The organism is Streptomyces sp. NPDC003248 (assembly GCF_055563235.1).
This window is the reverse complement of sequence record NZ_JBVHDT010000001.1, coordinates 214,217-230,828: the sequence shown is the minus strand read 5'-3', so window position 1 is coordinate 230,828 and position 16,612 is coordinate 214,217. Positions and strand designations below refer to the sequence as shown.

Below are 16,612 nucleotides of genomic sequence, written 5' to 3'. Positions count from 1 at the left end.
CCTTGTTCGACACCGTGCTCGTGGCCAACCGGGGCGAGATCGCCGTCCGCGTCATCCGCACCCTGCGGTCGCTGGGGGTGCGCTCGGTGGCCGTCTTCTCCGACGCGGACGCCGACGCCCGGCACGTCCGCGACGCCGACACGGCCGTACGGATCGGTCCGGCGCCGGCCGCCGAGAGCTATCTGTCCGTCGAGCGGCTGCTGGAGGCCGCCGCCCGCACCGGCGCCCAGGCCGTCCACCCGGGCTACGGCTTCCTCGCGGAGAACGCCGGCTTCGCGCGCGCGTGCGCCGCGGCGGGGCTGGTGTTCATCGGGCCGCCCGCCGAGGCGATCTCCCTCATGGGGGACAAGATCCGCGCCAAGGAGACGGTGCGGGCGGCCGGGGTGCCGGTCGTGCCCGGCGGCCGCGACCCGGAACTGGCCCGGGCCGCCCGCGAGCTGGGCGCGCCCGTGCTGCTCAAGCCCAGCGCCGGCGGCGGCGGCAAGGGCATGCGGCTGGTCCGGGACCTCAGCGCCCTGGAGGAGGAGATCGCCGCCGCCCGCCGTGAGGCCCGCGCCTCCTTCGGCGACGACACGCTCCTGGTCGAACGGTGGATCGACCGGCCCCGGCACATCGAGATCCAGGTGCTGGCCGACGGCCACGGCAACGTCGTCCACCTGGGCGAGCGCGAGTGCTCCCTCCAGCGCCGGCACCAGAAGATCGTCGAGGAGGCGCCGAGCGTGCTCCTCGACGACGCCACCCGCGCCGCGATGGGCGGGGCGGCGGTGCAGGCGGCCCGCTCGTGCGGGTACCGGGGCGCGGGCACGGTGGAGTTCATCGTCCCCGGCCAGGATCCGACGTCGTACCACTTCATGGAGATGAACACCCGCCTCCAGGTGGAGCACCCGGTGACCGAGCTGGTCACGGGCGTGGACCTGGTGGAGTGGCAGCTGCGGGTGGCGGCCGGCGAGGCCCTGCCCTTCGGGCAGGACGACATCACGCTCACCGGGCACGCCGTGGAGGCGCGCGTCTGCGCCGAGGACCCCGCGCGCGGCTTCCTGCCCTCCGGGGGCACGGTGCTCAGGCTGCGCGAGCCGCGGGGCGACGGCGTGCGCACCGACTCGGGCCTGAGCGAGGGCGGCGAGGTCGGCAGCCTGTACGACCCGATGCTGTCCAAGGTGATCGCGTACGGCCCCGACCGGGCGACCGCGCTCAGGAGGCTGCGGGCCGCCCTGGCGGAGACGGTCACGCTGGGCGTGCAGACCAACGCCGGGTTCCTGCGCCGGCTGCTGGCCCACCCGGCGGTCGTGGCGGGCGAGCTGGACACCGGGCTCGTCGAGCGGGTGGTGGCGGAGCTGGTCCCGGACGGCGTGCCGGAGGAGGTCTACGAGGCCGCCGCGGCCGTACGCCTGGACGGGCTCCGGCCCCGGGACCGGGGGTGGACGGACCCGTTCTCCGTGCCGAGCGGGTGGCGGCTGGGCGGGGCGCACCGGCCGGTGGCCTTCGGCCTGCGGGCGACGGGACGCGAACCCGTCACGCACCGGGCGCGCGGGACCCACACCGTCACCGACGACCGGGTCGCCGTCACCCTCGACGGCGTCCGGCACACCTTCCACCGGGCCGGCGACTGGCTGGGCCGGGACGGCGACGCCTGGCAGGTGCGCGACCACGACCCGGTCGCCGCGTCCCTGACCGGCGCCGCGCGCGCCGGCGTCGACTCGCTGACCGCGCCCATGCCGGGCACGGTGACGGTGGTGAAGGCCGCCGTCGGCGACGAGGTGGCCGCGGGCCAGAGCCTGCTGGTGGTGGAGGCGATGAAGATGGAGCACGTCATCTCGGCCCCGCACGCCGGGACGGTCGCGGAACTCGGCGTCACCCCGGGCACGACGGTCGCCATGGACCAGGTCCTGGCCGTCGTCGCCCCGCACGGGGAGGCGGCCCGGTGACCGGGCGGGGACTGCCGATGGTGGTACCGGCCGGCCGGCTGCCCGCGCGGGTGCGGATCCACGAGGTCGGCGCGCGCGACGGGCTCCAGAACGAGAAGGCGACCGTGCCGACGGCAGTGAAGGCGGAGTTCGTGCGCCGGCTCGCCGGGGCGGGGCTGACGACGATCGAGGCGACCAGCTTCGTCCACCCGACGTGGGTGCCGCAGCTCGCGGACGCCGAGGAGCTGTTCCCGCTCGTCTCCGGGCTGCCGGTGGAGCTGCCGGTGCTGGTGCCGAACGAGCGCGGCCTGGAGCGGGCCCTGGCGCTCGGCGCGCGCCGGGTCGCCGTGTTCGCGAGCGCCACCGAGTCCTTCGCCAGGGCCAACCTCAACCGCACGGTGGACGAGGCGCTGGCCATGTTCGAGCCGGTGGTGGAACGGGCGAAGGCCGGCGGGGTGCACGTGCGGGGCTACCTGTCCATGTGCTTCGGCGACCCGTGGGAGGGGGCGGTGCCGGTCCCGCGGGTGGTGCGGGTGTGCCGGGCGCTGCTCGACATGGGCTGCGACGAGCTGAGCCTCGGTGACACGATCGGCGTCGCCACCCCGGGCCATGTCCTCGCGCTCCTGGCCGCCCTCGGCGAACAGGGCGTCCCGGCCGGTGTGCTCGGCGTGCACTTCCACGACACCTACGGCCAGGCCCTCGCCAACACCCTGGCCGCCCTCCAGTACGGCGTCACCACCGTGGACGCCTCCGCGGGCGGCCTGGGCGGCTGCCCGTTCGCGAAGTCCGCCACCGGCAACCTCGCCACCGAGGACCTCGTGTGGATGCTGCACGGCCTCGGCATCGAGACCGGGGCCGACCTCGGCCGCCTCGTCGCCACCAGCGTGTGGATGGCCGGGCGGCTGGGCCGGCCCAGCCCGTCCCGCACCGTCCGCGCCCTGTCCCACGAGGAGTTCCGGGGCCGAGAGGGCCGCGAGGCCCGCAAGGAGCAGTGACCGCCATGGACCACCGACTCTCCCCCGAGCTGGAAGACCTCCGGCGCACCGTCGAGGAGTTCGCGCACGACGTCGTCGCGCCGAAGATCGGCGACTTCTACGAGCGGCACGAGTTCCCGTACGAGATCGTCCGCGAGATGGGCCGGATGGGCCTGTTCGGGCTGCCGTTCCCCGAGGAGTACGGCGGCATGGGCGGCGACTACCTCGCCCTCGGGCTGGCGCTGGAGGAGCTGGCGCGCGTCGACTCGTCCGTGGCGATCACCCTGGAGGCGGGCGTCTCCCTGGGCGCGATGCCGATCCACCTGTTCGGCACGGAGGAGCAGAAGCGGACCTGGCTCCCCCGGCTCTGCTCCGGCGAGGCGCTGGGCGCGTTCGGGCTCACCGAACCCGACGGCGGCTCGGACGCGGGCGCGACGCGCACGACGGCCCGGCTGGACGAGGCGACGGGGGAATGGGTGATCAACGGCACCAAGTGCTTCATCACCAACTCGGGCACCGACATCACGGCCCTGGTCACGGTCACGGCGGTGACCGGCCGGGGGCCGGACGGCCGACCGCTGATCTCGGCGATCGTCGTCCCGTCCGGCACCCCCGGCTTCACCGTCGCCGCCCCCTACTCGAAGGTCGGCTGGAGCGCCTCGGACACCCGCGAGCTGTCGTTCTCCGACGTCCGTGTCCCGGCGGCCAACCTGCTCGGCGAGGAGGGCCGCGGCTACGCCCAGTTCCTGCGCATCCTGGACGAGGGCCGCATCGCCATCGCGGCGCTCGCCACCGGACTCGCCCAGGGCTGTGTGGACGAGTCGGTGCGCTACGCGCGCGAACGCCACGCCTTCGGCCGGCCGATCGGCGCCAACCAGGCCATCCAGTTCAAGCTCGCGGACATGGAGATGAAGGCCCACACGGCCCGCCTGGCCTGGCGGGACGCGGCGAGCCGCCTGGTGGCCGGCGAGCGCTTCAAGAAGGAGGCGGCCCTCGCGAAGCTCTACTCCTCCACCGTCGCCGTCGACAACGCCCGCGACGCCACCCAGATCCACGGCGGCTACGGCTTCATGAACGAGTACCCGGTCGCCCGTATGTGGCGCGACTCCAAGATCCTGGAGATCGGCGAGGGCACCAGCGAGGTGCAGCGGATGCTGATCGCCCGGGAGTTGGGGCTGGCGGGCTGACGGGAAGGACCCGCTAACCCCCGAGCAGCCCCCACACGCCCTCGATCAGGTCCCGCACCGGCGTCGCCGCCGCCCCCAGGGCCGCGACGACGCCGGAGAGGGCGACGAGGGCCGCGCGCCGCTCCTCGGGGGTGCGGGCGGGGTCGGCGACGACGGGCAGGTTGTCGTCGACCGTCCGCACGTCCCCGGGGGCGAGGTGGGCGCGCAGTTCCTGGAGCTGTCTGCGCAGTTCCTCGATCGCCTGGTCGGCCGCTCTCGCCCCGCCCAGCTTGACGATGCCCTGGCTGTGCGAGGTGTTGACCATGTTGACGTGGTCGCCGGGCCCCTCGTGATGGAAGTTGAACGTGCTCATTTCTTCACGACCCCCGTGTTGAACAGTCCGCCGTACATGTTCACGTTGTCCCCGAAGTGGTAGTTCTTCGGGTTGACCAGCAACCGTTCGACCCGCACCTGGAACTCGGAGCCCGGGTTCTCGATGGAGTGGACGATGTACTGGACCAGTTGGCGCAGTTGCTCCGGGTTGGGCAGCGTCACCAGCGCCGTGGACGCGCTGCTCGTCTCGACGGCCAGCACGTGTTCGGCGGGCGCCGTCCACACCTTCAGCATCCGCAGGAGCAGCCAGGCGACGACCACGACGCCCAGGACCCAGAGGCCCTGTTCGCTGTCGTCCCGGCTGCTGTACGAGGAGGCGCTCCGGTTGACCGCCCGGAGGACGGCGAGCGCCACCACGACGACGGCCGTCCACTTCAGGAAGTCGCTGAGCGCCTCCATCCTCTTCGGCTTGAGCACGAAGGTGTGCACACGGGTGATGTTGTGCAGCGGGTAGGCGGCCTCGCCGACCCACAGCAGCCGTCTGCTGACCTTCAGGTCGACGCCGGTCCTGCCGCGCGGAGGCGGCGGAACCGGCTGCGACGAACCGAGCGTTCCCTGGGTCTCCACCAGTCCCCCCGTCGCATGCGCACCGGCGCGCACATGAGGACCATTTAGCACCCGGAGACGGCTCACCGAGAGGCTGTTTACGGTCAACTACCCGAGAACTCGGACACTTTGGCGGAAGGGGGACTCGAAACACGCTTCCCACAAGATGTGGATCACACCACCACACCTCTGGACAAGACCTGAGGTTAGGCTAACCTACCTTCGAATTGTCAGGCGGTATCCGCACGTTCGAAAGCAGCCACACTCATGCCCAACGCCAGAGCCACCCACCTCACCCGCCGTGGCATCCTCGCCGCCGGCGGCGCCCTCGGCCTCGGTGCCGTTCTCGCGGCCTGCGGCGACGACGACGCGAGCAGCGGTGGCTCGGACGCGTCGGCGAACGCCTCCGCCAAGTCCGGCGCCTGGACGTTCAAGGACGACCGCGGCACCACGGTGAAGCTCGACAAGATCCCCGCGAACATCGTCGCGTTCACGGGTGTCGCCGCCGCGCTGTACGACTACGGCATCCAGGTCAAGGGCGTCTTCGGCCCGACCAAGACCGCCGACGGCAAGGCCGACGTCCAGGCCGGCGACATGGACATCACCAAGGTGGAGATCCTGGGCAACGTCTGGGACGAGTTCAACGTCGAGAAGTACGCGGCGCTCGCCCCCGAGGTCCTGATCACCACCATGTTCGACGACGCCGGCACGCTCTGGTATGTGCCCGAGGCCTCCAAGGACAAGATCGCCAAGCTCGCCCCGAGCGTCGGCGTCTCCGTCTACGACCGCCAGCTCACCGCTCCGCTGGAGCGCATGTGGGAGCTGGCCGAGTCGCTGGGCGCGGACATGACGGCGTCCGAGGTCACCGACGCCAAGACCCGGTTCGAGACGGCCGCCACCCGGCTGCGCGCGGCCGCCAAGGCCAAGCCCGACATCAAGGTGCTGGCGGGTTCCGCGAGCGACCAGATCTTCTACGTCTCGGGCACCAACCTCTCCATCGACCTGGAGTACTTCAAGGCCCTCGGCGTGAACTTCGTCGAGCCGCCGGAGAGCGCCAAGTCCGAGGGCGGCGGCTGGTACGAGTCGCTGAGCTGGGAGAACGTCGACAAGTACGCGGCGGACATCATCATGCTGGACGACCGCTCCTCGGCCCTCCAGGCCTCCGCGATCACCAAGGCGACCTGGAAGCAGCTCCCCGCCGTGAAGGCGAACCAGATCATCTCCCGTTCGCCCGAGCCGATCCTGTCGTACGACAAGTGCGTGCCGCTGCTGGAGACCCTCGCCGAGGCTCTCGAGAACGCGAAGAAGGTCGCCTGACCCCCTGAGGGCGCGCGACGAGGGGCCGCCGGCCCGGCCGCGGCCGGGCCGCGGGGCGGCACCGCCCCGCACCCCTGAGCCGGCCGCCCTCCCCCACGCCTCAGGAGCCCCGATGACCACGGCCGTAGCCGTCCCGTTCCGTTTCTTCTCCCTCCAGGTCGTGACGACGAGGCGGCTCGGTCCGTCCCTGGTCCGGGTGAGCTTCGCCGGCGAGGACCTGAGGCACTTCCACTCCGACGGGCAGGACCAGTCGCTGTCGCTGTTCCTGCCGCACCCGGGGCAGAGCGAGCCGCAGGTCCCCCACGAGCTCGGCTGGGAACCGCCTCGGTCGGGTGAAGCCGGGAGCGGGCGGGGCTGGTGGCAGGTCTGGCGCGAACTCCCGGACGACGTACGGGCGGTGATGCGCTCGTACACGCTGCGCTCGCTGCGCCGCGACGCGCTCGGCCGGACCACCGGGATCGACATCGACTTCGTGCTGCACACCCCGGCCGGTCCGGCGTCCGCCTGGGCCGCCCGGGCGGTGGCCGGGGACCGGGTCGTCCTGCTGGGGCCGGCCGTCGCCGACAACCGCGCCATCCGCTTCCGCCCGCCGGCGGACACCGATCTGGTGCTGCTGTGGGGCGACGAGACGGCCCTGCCGGCGATCTCGTCGATCCTGGAGTCCCTGCCGGCCGGCCTGCGCGTGCGGGCCTGGCTGGAGGTGCGCGACGCCGGGGACGTCCAGGACCTGATGACCCTCGCGGACGCCGAGATCACCTGGCTCGTCCGCGCGGACGGCCGCGACGGCCCCGGCGCCGACGGCACCCCCGGCGCCCCCGTCGCCCTGGGCGTCCTCCGGGACGCCGAACTGCCGCCCGCCGAGGCCCCGTACGCGTGGATCGCGGGCGAGTCGTCCTGTGTGCAGCAGTTGCGCCGGCACCTCGTCGGCGAGCGCGGCATGGACCGCCGCCGGGTCACCTTCGTCGGGTACTGGCGGCAGGGTCTGACGGAGGAACAGCTGCGCGAGCAGAGGTGACGACCACCGCGGTCCCACCGGCCCGCGACCGCTGAGTGCAAACGTGATCACTGTCACCGTCACGACTGGATTGCGATCTCATTACTTAGGTTAGGCTAACCTAAGTTGAACCCGAGGTTCCGCCCCTGAGTCCGTACCGCAGCGGACCGTCCCCATCGGAGGACCCCCACCATGCGCTCGCACCTGCTCAACGACACCACCGCGGAGCAATACCGCCGCTCCGTGACCGAAGGAGTCGAGCGGGTGGCCGCCAAACTCGCCGCCACCGACCGTCCGTTCACCGGCGTCACGGTCGACGCCCTCGCCCCCCGCATCGAGGAGATCGACCTCGACAAGCCGCTGCACGACACGGCGGCGGTCCTGGACGAGCTGGAGGAGGTCTACCTCCGCGACGCCATCTACTTCCACCACCCCCGCTACCTCGCCCACCTCAACTGCCCGGTCGTCATCCCGGCCGTGCTCGGCGAGGCGGTCCTCTCCGCCGTCAACTCCTCCCTCGACACCTGGGACCAGTCGGCCGGCGGCACGCTCATCGAGCGCAAACTGATCGACTGGACGGCCGCCCGCATCGGTCTCGGCGCCTTGGCCGACGGGGTGTTCACCTCCGGCGGCAGCCAGTCCAACCTCCAGGCGCTGCTGCTCGCCCGCGACGAGACCAAGAGCGACTCCCTGGCGAAACTGCGCATCTTCGCCTCCGAGGTCAGCCACTTCAGCGTGAAGAAGTCGGCGAAACTCCTCGGACTCGGCCAGGACGCCGTGGTGACCATCCCCGTCGACCACGACAAGCGCATGCAGACCGTCGCCCTCGCCCACGAGCTGGAGCGCTGCGCACGCAACGGCCTGGTCCCCATGGCCGTCGTCGCCACGGCGGGCACCACCGACTTCGGCTCCATCGACCCGCTGCCCGAGATCGCCGAGCTGTGCGCCCAGTACGGCGTGTGGATGCACGTCGACGCCGCCTACGGCTGCGGACTGCTCGCCTCGGTGAAGTACCGCGACCGCATCGACGGCATCGAGCGCGCCGACTCCGTCACCGTGGACTACCACAAGTCCTTCTTCCAGCCCGTGAGCTCCTCCGCGGTGCTGGTCAGGGACGCCTCCACGCTGCGCCACGCCACCTACCACGCCGAGTACCTGAACCCCCGCCGCATGGTGCAGGAACGTATCCCCAACCAGGTGGACAAGTCCCTCCAGACCACCCGCCGCTTCGACGCGCTGAAGCTGTGGATGACCCTGCGGGTGATGGGCGCCGACGGCATCGGGCAGCTCTTCGACGAGGTGTGCGACCTGGCGGTCGAGGGCTGGAACCTGCTGGCCGCCGACCCGCGCTTCGACGTCGTCGTCCAGCCGACGCTGTCGACCCTGGTCTTCCGCTACATCCCGCAGGCCGTCACCGACCCGGCCGAGATCGACCGCGCCAACCTCTACGCCCGCAAGGCCCTGTTCGCCTCCGGCGACGCGGTCGTCGCCGGCACCAAGGTCGGCGCCCGCCAGTACCTGAAGTTCACCCTGCTCAACCCCGAGACCACGCCGGCCGACATCGCCGCCGTCCTCGACCTGATCGCCGGCCACGCCGAGCAGTACCTGGGAGAGTCCCTTGACCGCGCTTCCTGAGACCACCGACACCGCGAAAAGGACCTACGACGTCCTGGGCATCGGGCTCGGCCCGTTCAACCTCGGCCTGGCCTGCCTGACCGAACCGATCGAGGAGCTCGACGCGGTCTTCCTGGAGTCCAAGCCGGACTTCGAGTGGCACGCCGGCATGTTCCTCGAAGGCGCCCACCTCCAGACCCCGTTCATGTCGGACCTGGTCACCCTCGCCGACCCCACGTCGCCGTACTCCTTCCTCAACTACCTGAAGGAGAAGGGCCGGCTGTACTCGTTCTACATCCGGGAGAACTTCTACCCGCTGCGCGTCGAGTACGACGACTACTGCCGCTGGGCCGCGAACAAACTCAGCAGCGTCCGCTTCTCCACGACGGTCGCCGAGGTGACCTACGAGGACGAGCTCTACGTCGTGCGCACCACCGCCGGCGACGTCTACCGCGCCCGGCACCTGGTCCTGGGCACCGGCACCTCGCCGCACGTCCCGCAGGCCTGCCAGGGCCTGGGCGGCGACTTCTTCCACAACTCCCGCTACGTGCAGAACAAGGCGGAGCTCCAGAAGAAGCGGTCGATCACGATCGTCGGCTCCGGCCAGTCCGCCGCCGAGATCTACTACGACCTCCTCGCCGAGATCGACGTCCACGGCTACCGGCTGAACTGGGTCACCCGCTCCCCGCGCTTCTTCCCGCTGGAGTACACCAAGCTCACGCTGGAGATGACCTCGCCGGAGTACATCGACTACTTCCGCGCGCTGCCGGAGGCCACCCGCTACCGGCTCACGGCGGAGCAGAAAGGTCTCTTCAAGGGCATCGACGGCGACCTGATCAACGAGATCTTCGACCTGCTGTACCAGAAGAACATCGGCGGTCCGGTGCCCACCCGTCTGCTCACCAACTCGTCCCTGAACGCCGCCACGTACGAAGACGGCGCCTACACCCTGTCCTTCCGCCAGGAGGAGCAGGAGAAGGACTACGAGCTGGTCTCCGAGGGCCTGGTTCTGGCCACCGGCTACCAGTACGCCGAGCCCGAGTTCCTCGCACCGGTCCGCGACCGGCTGCGCTACGACTCGCAGGGCAACTTCGACGTCGCCCGCAACTACGCCATCGACACCACGGGCCGCGGTGTGTTCCTCCAGAACGCGGGCGTGCACACGCACAGCATCACCAGCCCGGACCTCGGCATGGGCGCCTACCGCAACAGCTGCATCATCCGTGAGCTGCTCGGCGGCGAGTACTACCCGGTCGAGAAGACGATCGCCTTCCAGGAGTTCGCCGTATGACCACCACCACGACCATCGGTCCCCTCACCCTGCGCCCCCTCGACCCGATCGAGGACGCCGGACTGCTGCACGCCTGGGTCACCCACCCCAAGGCGGCCTTCTGGATGATGCAGGACGCGAAACTGGAGGACGTCGAGCGCGCGTACATGGAGATCGCGGCGGACGAGCACCACCACGCCCTGCTCGGCCTGCACGACGGCGAGCCGGCCTTCCTGATGGAGTACTACGACCCGGCCCACCGGGAGCTGGTCGGCCTGTACGAGCCCCAGCCCGGCGACGTCGGCATGCACTTCCTGGTCGCCCCCACCGACCGGCCCCTGCACGGCTTCACCCGCGCGGTGATCACCGCCGTGATGGCGCACCTGTTCGCCGACCCGGCGGTCGAGCGGGTCGTGGTCGAGCCGGACGTCTCCAACAAGGCCGTCCACGCCCTGAACGAGGCCGTCGGCTTCGTCCCCGAGCGGGAGATCGACAAGCCGGAGAAAAAAGCGCTGCTGAGCTTCTGCACGCGGGAGCGGTTCACCGCCGCCACGGGGGTGACGCCGTGAGCCTCGCCGACGCCGTGGCCCACCTCTCCCCCGAACGCTGGGAGAAGGCCAACCGCCTCCTGGTCCGCAAAGCCCTCGCGGAGTTCGCCCACGAGCGGCTGATCACCCCCGAGCCGCAGGGCGACGACCACTACGTCGTGCGCAGCGACGACGGCCTGACGTCGTACCGCTTCACCGCCGTGCGCCGCGCCCTCGACCACTGGCAGGTCGACGCCGGCTCGATCACCCGTACCCGGGACGGCGCCGACCTGCCGGTCGAGGCGCTGGACTTCTTCATCGAGCTGCGCGCCGCGCTCGGGCTGAGCGACGAGATCCTGCCGGTCTACCTGGAGGAGATCTCCTCCACCCTCTCCGGCACCTGCTACAAGCTGACCAAACCGCAGCCGACCTCGGCCGAGCTGGCCCGCTCGGACTTCCAGGCGATCGAGACGGGGATGACCGAGGGCCACCCCTGCTTCGTCGCCAACAACGGGCGGCTCGGCTTCGGCATCCACGAGTACCTGTCGTACGCGCCGGAGACCGCGAGCCCGGTCCGTCTGGTGTGGCTGGCCGCGCACCGGTCGCGGGCGGCGTTCACGGCGGGCGTCGGCATCGCCTACGAGTCGTTCGTCCGGCAGGAGCTGGGCGAGGCGACGGTCGACCGGTTCGACGGCGTCCTGCGCGAGCAGGGCCTCGACCCGGCCGACTACCTCCTGATGCCCGTCCACCCCTGGCAGTGGTGGAACAAGCTGTCCGTCACCTTCGCCGCCGAGGTCGCGCGGAAGAACCTGGTGTGCCTGGGCGAGGGCGACGACGAGTACCTGGCCCAGCAGTCCATCCGGACCTTCTTCAACACCTCGCACCCCGAGAAGCACTACGTGAAGACGGCCCTGTCCGTCCTCAACATGGGCTTCATGCGCGGCCTGTCGGCGGCGTACATGGAGGCGACCCCGGCGATCAACGACTGGCTGGCGCAGCTCATCGACAACGACCCGGTGCTGAAGTCGGCGGGCCTGTCGATCATCCGGGAGCGGGCGGCCGTGGGCTACCGGCACCTGGAGTACGAGGCGGCGACGGACCGCTACTCGCCGTACCGCAAGATGCTGGCCGCGCTGTGGCGGGAGAGCCCGGTGCCCTCGCTGCGCGACGGCGAGACGCTCGCGACGATGGCCTCGCTGGTCCACCTGGACCACGAGGGCAGGTCGGTGGCCGGCGCGCTGATCGAGCGGTCGGGCCAGTCCCCGACCCAGTGGCTGCGCGCCTACCTCCAGGCGTACTACACGCCCCTGCTGCACAGCTTCTACGCCTACGACCTGGTCTTCATGCCGCACGGCGAGAACACCATCCTGGTGCTGAAGGACGGGGTCGTGCAGCGGGCGGTCTACAAGGACATCGCCGAGGAGATCGCGGTCATGGACCCGGACGCGGTGCTGCCGCCCGAGGTGCGGCGCATCCGCGTGGAGGTCCCGGAGGACAAGAAACTCCTGTCGATCTTCACGGACGTCTTCGACTGCTTCTTCCGCTTCCTCGCGGCGCACCTGGCCGCCGAGGGGATCCTGGAGGAGGACGACTTCTGGCGCACGGTCGCCGAGGTCACCCGCGCGTACCAGGAGGCGACGCCCGAACTCGCCGACAAGTTCCGGCAGTACGACATGTTCGCCCCCGAGTTCGCGCTGTCCTGCCTCAACCGGCTCCAGCTGCGCAACAACAAGCAGATGGTGGACCTGGCGGACCCGTCGGGCGCCCTCCAGCTGGTCGGCACGCTGAAGAACCCGATCGCGGGGTTCTGACAGGGACGGACGGGCGCCCCCGAGTACGGTCCTCGGGGGCGCCCGTCGTGCTGTGCGGACACCGGCGGGCCGCGTGGTGCGGCGGGCCGGCGCGCACCGCGCCGCCCGGCCCGGCGGGCACCGCGCTACTTGGCCCGGCGCGCCACCGTGAAGTGGTCCACCCGGTCGCCGGTCTCGGCGATGCCGCTGACGCTCAGGGTGGCGTAGCGGCCCTTGGCGGCGGGGGTGACGTCGACCCGCAGGAACGAGTAGTCGAGGTAGCGCACCCGCGACCAGGCGACGGTCTCGGTCTGCTTGCCGCCCTTCTGGACGACGTAGGAGGAGACGGCCTCGATGTCCTTCTCGTGGCCCTCGTAGGACTGGTCGGCGCTGAAGGCGTAGAGGCTGCGTCCGGCCGCGCCCGCGGTGACGTAGACCACGCCCTCGGTCTCGGGGTAGGCGATGCCGCCGATCGGCAGCTTCTTGACGACCTCGCCGCCCTTGAGGACGTCGGTGCGCTCGTAGACGTGGTTGTGGCCGTTGATCACGAGGTCGACGTTGTACTTCTCGAACAGCGGCACCCACTCCTGGCGCACGCCGCCCTCGGAGGCGTGGGCGGTGGAGGTGCAGTAGGCGCAGTGGTGGAAGAAGACGACGACGAAGTCGATGTCCTTCGCCGCCCGGTACTTCTTGAGCTGCGCCTCCAGCCAGGTGGTCTGGGTGCCGCCGGAGATGCCGAGGTTGGCCGGGATCTCGAAGGAGACGTCGTTGGCGTCGAGGGAGATGACCGCGGTGTTGCCGTGGACGAAGGAGTAGACGCCGGGGAGGTTCGCCTGGTCGGGGCCGTTGTCGGGGAGGACCCAGCGGGCCTCCTCGCCGCCGTAGCCGTTGGGCGAGTACCAGGCCTCCATGTCGTGGTTGCCGTACGCGACCATCCACGGGACCTGCTTGGCGACCGTCTCGGTCTGGGCCAGGAAGAGGTCCCAGGTGCGCGAGTCGTAGCCGGTGTCGGTGGTCTTGCCCGCGCCGGAGGGGTCGGCGTAGCAGATGTCGCCGGCGTGCAGGTGGAAGGCCGGGTTCTGGCCGAGGATCAGGCCGTCGTTGGCGAGGGCGTGGTAGCTGACGCCCTGGTCGCCGAAGGCGGTGAAGGTGAAGGGCTCGGCCTTGGCGGGGGCGGTGGTGAAGGTGCCGAGCGTGCCGAGCAGGTGCGGGGCGGCCGGGTCGAAGCCGGCGTGGCCGACGCCGTAGTAATACGTACGGCCGGGCTGGAGGCGGGCCAGCTTGGCGTGGACGTAGTACTGGGTGTGGTCGCCGCTCGCGCCGACTCCGGCCGGGGTGTACAGCGTGCGGACCTCGGCCTCGATCTTGCGGGAGAGATCCCAGGGGTGGGCGCCGATGCGGACGAACGGCTTGTCCACGGCGACCGGCACCTGCCAGGAGATCGTCATCTCCGTGCGCGCGTCGGCGCCGTAGGCGAGGTGGCGGCCGAAGGGGGCGACGAGGGCGCCGTCGACCTTCTCGGTGCTGGTGGCCGTGGCCGTCCGGGGGGCGGCCTGTGCCGTGGCGCCCGTCACGAACGCGCCACCGGTGACGGCGCCCAGGGTGACCGCGCCGCCCCGGATCATCGTGCGCCGGGAGAAGCGGGAGCGCAGGTACTCGTGCTGCTCGGCCATGTTCATGCGTCCGGCGAGCTGCTCGGGTACGCCCATGCGAGGAATGTCCATGGCGTCTGAAACTGGTCCCCTTGAGCAACGAGTCGCAGGCGCGGGGGTGGACGGCTCACGAACAGGCCCTCATGAGAGATTCAACGTTCGCCCAAAGATCCTTAACAGGCGGTTGCCCGATTTCGGGCAGGAATCTTGCGAAAGCCGCCGCGGTACCCCAGGATCTACCGGGTGCACGACGAACTGGTAGATCATCTGACCCGCTCCTCCCCCCTGAACAGGGGCGAGGCGCTGCGGGTGATCCAGGACGTGCTCGCCTACTTCGACGAGACGACCGAGAACTACGTCCGTCGCCGCCACCGCGAACTCCAGACCCAGGGCCTGGTCAACGCGGAGATCTTCGAACGGATCGAGGCGGACCTGCACTACCGAGCGGTCGCCCCGCCCGAGCTCACGCTCCGGCAGCTGCGGCGCATCGTCTACGGCTGACGGCCCCCACCACGGCCGGCACCATCCAACGGGACTTGAGGAATACGTATACATGTGCGGAATCGTCGGATATATCGGGAAGCGTGACGTCGCCCCCCTGCTCCTGGAGGGGCTCCAGCGCCTGGAGTACCGCGGCTACGACTCCGCGGGCATCGTCGTCACCTCTCGCACGAGCGACCGCCTGAAGATGGTCAAGGCCAAGGGCCGCGTCCGTGACCTGGAGGCGAAGGTCCCGGCCCGCTTCAAGGGCACCACCGGCATCGCCCACACCCGCTGGGCCACCCACGGCGCCCCCTCCGACGTCAACGCCCACCCGCACATGTCCGCCGACCTCAAGGTCGCCGTCGTCCACAACGGCATCATCGACAACGCCTCCGACCTGCGCCGCAAGCTGGAGGCGGACGGCGTCGAGTTCCTCTCCGAGACCGACACCGAGGTCCTCGTCCACCTGATCGCCCGCTCCGAGGCCGAGAAGCTGGAGGACAAGGTCCGCGAGGCACTGCGCGTCGTCGAGGGCACCTACGGCATCGCCGTGATGCACGCCGACTTCTCCGACCGCATCGTCGTCGCCCGCAACGGCTCCCCGGTCGTGCTCGGCATCGGCGAGAAGGAGATGTTCGTCGCCTCCGACATAGCCGCCCTGGTCGCCCACACCCGTCAGATCGTCACGCTGGACGACGGCGAGATGGCCACCCTCAAGGCCGACGACTTCCGCACCTACACCACCGAGGGCACCCGCACCACGGCCGAGCCGACCCTCGTGGAGTGGGAGGCCGCCTCCTACGACATGGGCGGCCACGACACCTACATGCACAAGGAGATCCACGAGCAGGCCGACGCCGTGGACCGCGTGCTGCGCGGCCGCATCGACGACCGCTTCTCCACCGTGCACCTCGGCGGCCTCAACCTGGACGCCCGCGCGGCGCGCCAGATCCGCCGGGTGAAGATCCTCGGCTGCGGCACCTCGTACCACGCGGGCATGATCGGCGCCCAGATGATCGAGGAGCTGGCCCGCATCCCCGCCGACGCCGAGCCCGCCTCCGAGTTCCGCTACCGCAACGCGGTCGTCGACCCCGACACCCTGTACATCGCCGTCTCGCAGTCCGGTGAGACCTACGACGTGCTGGCCGCCGTGCAGGAGCTCAAGCGCAAGGGCGCCCGGGTCCTCGGCGTGGTCAACGTGGTCGGCTCGGCGATCGCCCGCGAGGCCGACGGCGGCGTCTACGTGCACGCCGGCCCCGAGGTCTGCGTCGTCTCCACGAAGTGCTTCACCAACACCACGGTCGCCTTCGCGCTGCTCGCCCTGCACCTGGGCCGCACCCGCGACCTGTCCGTGCGCGACGGCAAGCGGATCATCGAGGGCCTGCGCAAGCTGCCCGCCCAGATCGCCGAGATCCTGAAGGGCGAGGAGGACATCAAGAAGCTGGCCGAGCAGTTCGCCGAGGCCCGCTCGATGCTCTTCATCGGCCGCGTCCGGGGCTACCCGGTGGCCCGTGAGGCCTCCCTGAAGCTCAAGGAGGTCTCCTACATCCACGCGGAGGCCTACCCGGCCTCCGAGCTCAAGCACGGCCCGCTGGCCCTGATCGAGCCGGCTCTGCCGACGGTCGCGATCGTCCCCGACGACGACCTGCTGGAGAAGAACCGCGCCGCCCTGGAGGAGATCAAGGCCCGCAGCGGCAGGATCCTCGCGGTCGCCCACCAGGAGCAGGAGAAGGCCGACCAGACGATCGTCGTCCCGAAGAACGAGGACGAGCTCGACCCGATCCTCATGGGCATCCCGCTCCAGCTGCTCGCCTACTACACGGCGAAGGCCCTGGGCCGTGACATCGACAAGCCGCGCAACCTCGCCAAGTCGGTGACGGTGGAGTAGGTCCACCGGTCCGCCGGGGACTTCCGGCCGCCCGAACGCGAACGACCCCCGTGGGCCACCTCCACGGGGGTCGTTCCCTCAAGAGGCCGGGGGA

The 16,612-nt window shown here is 70.8% G+C and carries 14 protein-coding genes; 11 read left to right on the top strand and 3 right to left on the bottom strand.

The features are described from left to right. The first annotated feature begins 2 nt into the window (after window positions 1–2). Genes ACZ3KJ_RS01015 through ACZ3KJ_RS01005 form a run of 3 tightly spaced genes read left to right on the top strand, consistent with a single transcriptional unit; the run spans window position 3 to window position 4,065 of the window. Window positions 3–1,925 carry an acetyl/propionyl/methylcrotonyl-CoA carboxylase subunit alpha gene (locus tag ACZ3KJ_RS01015; RefSeq protein WP_467523619.1) on the top strand — a complete coding sequence of 641 codons (1,923 nt, stop codon included), beginning with the start codon at window positions 3–5 and terminating at the stop codon, window positions 1,923–1,925. Window positions 1,926–1,942: 17 nt separating this feature from the next. Further along, on the top strand, window positions 1,943–2,899 hold the full coding sequence (locus ACZ3KJ_RS01010) for a hydroxymethylglutaryl-CoA lyase (protein WP_467523618.1): 957 nt from the start codon (window positions 1,943–1,945) through the stop codon (window positions 2,897–2,899). A gap of 5 nt (window positions 2,900–2,904) precedes the next feature. Further along, entirely contained in the window at window positions 2,905–4,065 is a 1,161-nt protein-coding gene (locus tag ACZ3KJ_RS01005) for an acyl-CoA dehydrogenase family protein (protein ID WP_467523617.1), read from the top strand. Window positions 4,066–4,078: 13 nt separating this feature from the next. Here the strand turns inward: ACZ3KJ_RS01005 and ACZ3KJ_RS01000 are convergent, their stop codons facing one another. Together ACZ3KJ_RS01000 and ACZ3KJ_RS00995 are read right to left on the bottom strand one after the other, a co-directional pair. Beyond that, entirely contained in the window at window positions 4,079–4,417 is a 339-nt protein-coding gene (locus ACZ3KJ_RS01000) for a hypothetical protein (RefSeq protein ID WP_467523616.1), read from the bottom strand. Next, window positions 4,414–5,004 (bottom strand): DUF6232 family protein, encoded by a 591-nt coding sequence (locus ACZ3KJ_RS00995; protein WP_467523615.1) that lies wholly within the window; start codon window positions 5,002–5,004, stop codon window positions 4,414–4,416. Before ACZ3KJ_RS00995 ends, ACZ3KJ_RS01000 begins: the two co-directional genes overlap by 4 nt. A 246-nt stretch (window positions 5,005–5,250) precedes the next feature. Here ACZ3KJ_RS00995 and ACZ3KJ_RS00990 point away from each other — a divergent pair, with 246 nt between their 5' ends. The 6 genes from ACZ3KJ_RS00990 (at window position 5,251) to ACZ3KJ_RS00965 (ending at window position 12,516) form a co-directional block, all read left to right on the top strand. Next, complete coding sequence (locus ACZ3KJ_RS00990; RefSeq protein WP_467523614.1) at window positions 5,251–6,300, top strand: ABC transporter substrate-binding protein; 1,050 nt, start codon at window positions 5,251–5,253, stop codon at window positions 6,298–6,300. 112 nt (window positions 6,301–6,412) lie between these two features. Then, window positions 6,413–7,315 carry a siderophore-interacting protein gene (locus ACZ3KJ_RS00985; protein WP_467523613.1) on the top strand — a complete coding sequence of 301 codons (903 nt, stop codon included), beginning with the start codon at window positions 6,413–6,415 and terminating at the stop codon, window positions 7,313–7,315. A gap of 171 nt (window positions 7,316–7,486) precedes the next feature. Next, window positions 7,487–8,929 (top strand): lysine decarboxylase DesA, encoded by a 1,443-nt coding sequence (gene desA, locus ACZ3KJ_RS00980; protein WP_467523612.1) that lies wholly within the window; start codon window positions 7,487–7,489, stop codon window positions 8,927–8,929. Beyond that, window positions 8,913–10,199, top strand: a complete 1,287-nt coding sequence (locus tag ACZ3KJ_RS00975; RefSeq protein WP_467523610.1) for a lysine N(6)-hydroxylase/L-ornithine N(5)-oxygenase family protein — start codon at window positions 8,913–8,915, stop codon at window positions 10,197–10,199. Before desA ends, ACZ3KJ_RS00975 begins: the two co-directional genes overlap by 17 nt. Continuing rightward, a complete protein-coding gene (locus tag ACZ3KJ_RS00970) occupies window positions 10,196–10,747 on the top strand; it encodes a GNAT family N-acetyltransferase (RefSeq protein WP_467523608.1) in 552 nt (183 codons plus the stop codon). The genes ACZ3KJ_RS00975 and ACZ3KJ_RS00970 overlap by 4 nt, the downstream gene beginning before the upstream one ends. Then, complete coding sequence (locus ACZ3KJ_RS00965) at window positions 10,744–12,516, top strand: IucA/IucC family protein (RefSeq protein ID WP_467523607.1); 1,773 nt, start codon at window positions 10,744–10,746, stop codon at window positions 12,514–12,516. The genes ACZ3KJ_RS00970 and ACZ3KJ_RS00965 overlap by 4 nt, the downstream gene beginning before the upstream one ends. A 125-nt stretch (window positions 12,517–12,641) precedes the next feature. Here the strand turns inward: ACZ3KJ_RS00965 and ACZ3KJ_RS00960 are convergent, their stop codons facing one another. Continuing rightward, window positions 12,642–14,204, bottom strand: coding sequence for a purple acid phosphatase family protein (locus tag ACZ3KJ_RS00960; protein WP_467523606.1), 1,563 nt, complete (start codon window positions 14,202–14,204; stop codon window positions 12,642–12,644). 186 nt (window positions 14,205–14,390) lie between these two features. Here ACZ3KJ_RS00960 and ACZ3KJ_RS00955 point away from each other — a divergent pair, with 186 nt between their 5' ends. Continuing rightward, the gene (locus ACZ3KJ_RS00955) at window positions 14,391–14,648 is read left to right on the top strand and encodes a hypothetical protein (RefSeq protein ID WP_389512878.1); all 258 of its coding nucleotides are present in this window, start codon (window positions 14,391–14,393) and stop codon (window positions 14,646–14,648) included. Between the two features lie 52 nt (window positions 14,649–14,700). Then, window positions 14,701–16,518, top strand: a complete 1,818-nt coding sequence (gene glmS, locus ACZ3KJ_RS00950) for a glutamine--fructose-6-phosphate transaminase (isomerizing) (RefSeq protein WP_467523605.1) — start codon at window positions 14,701–14,703, stop codon at window positions 16,516–16,518. The last annotated feature ends 94 nt before the right edge of the window (window positions 16,519–16,612 follow it).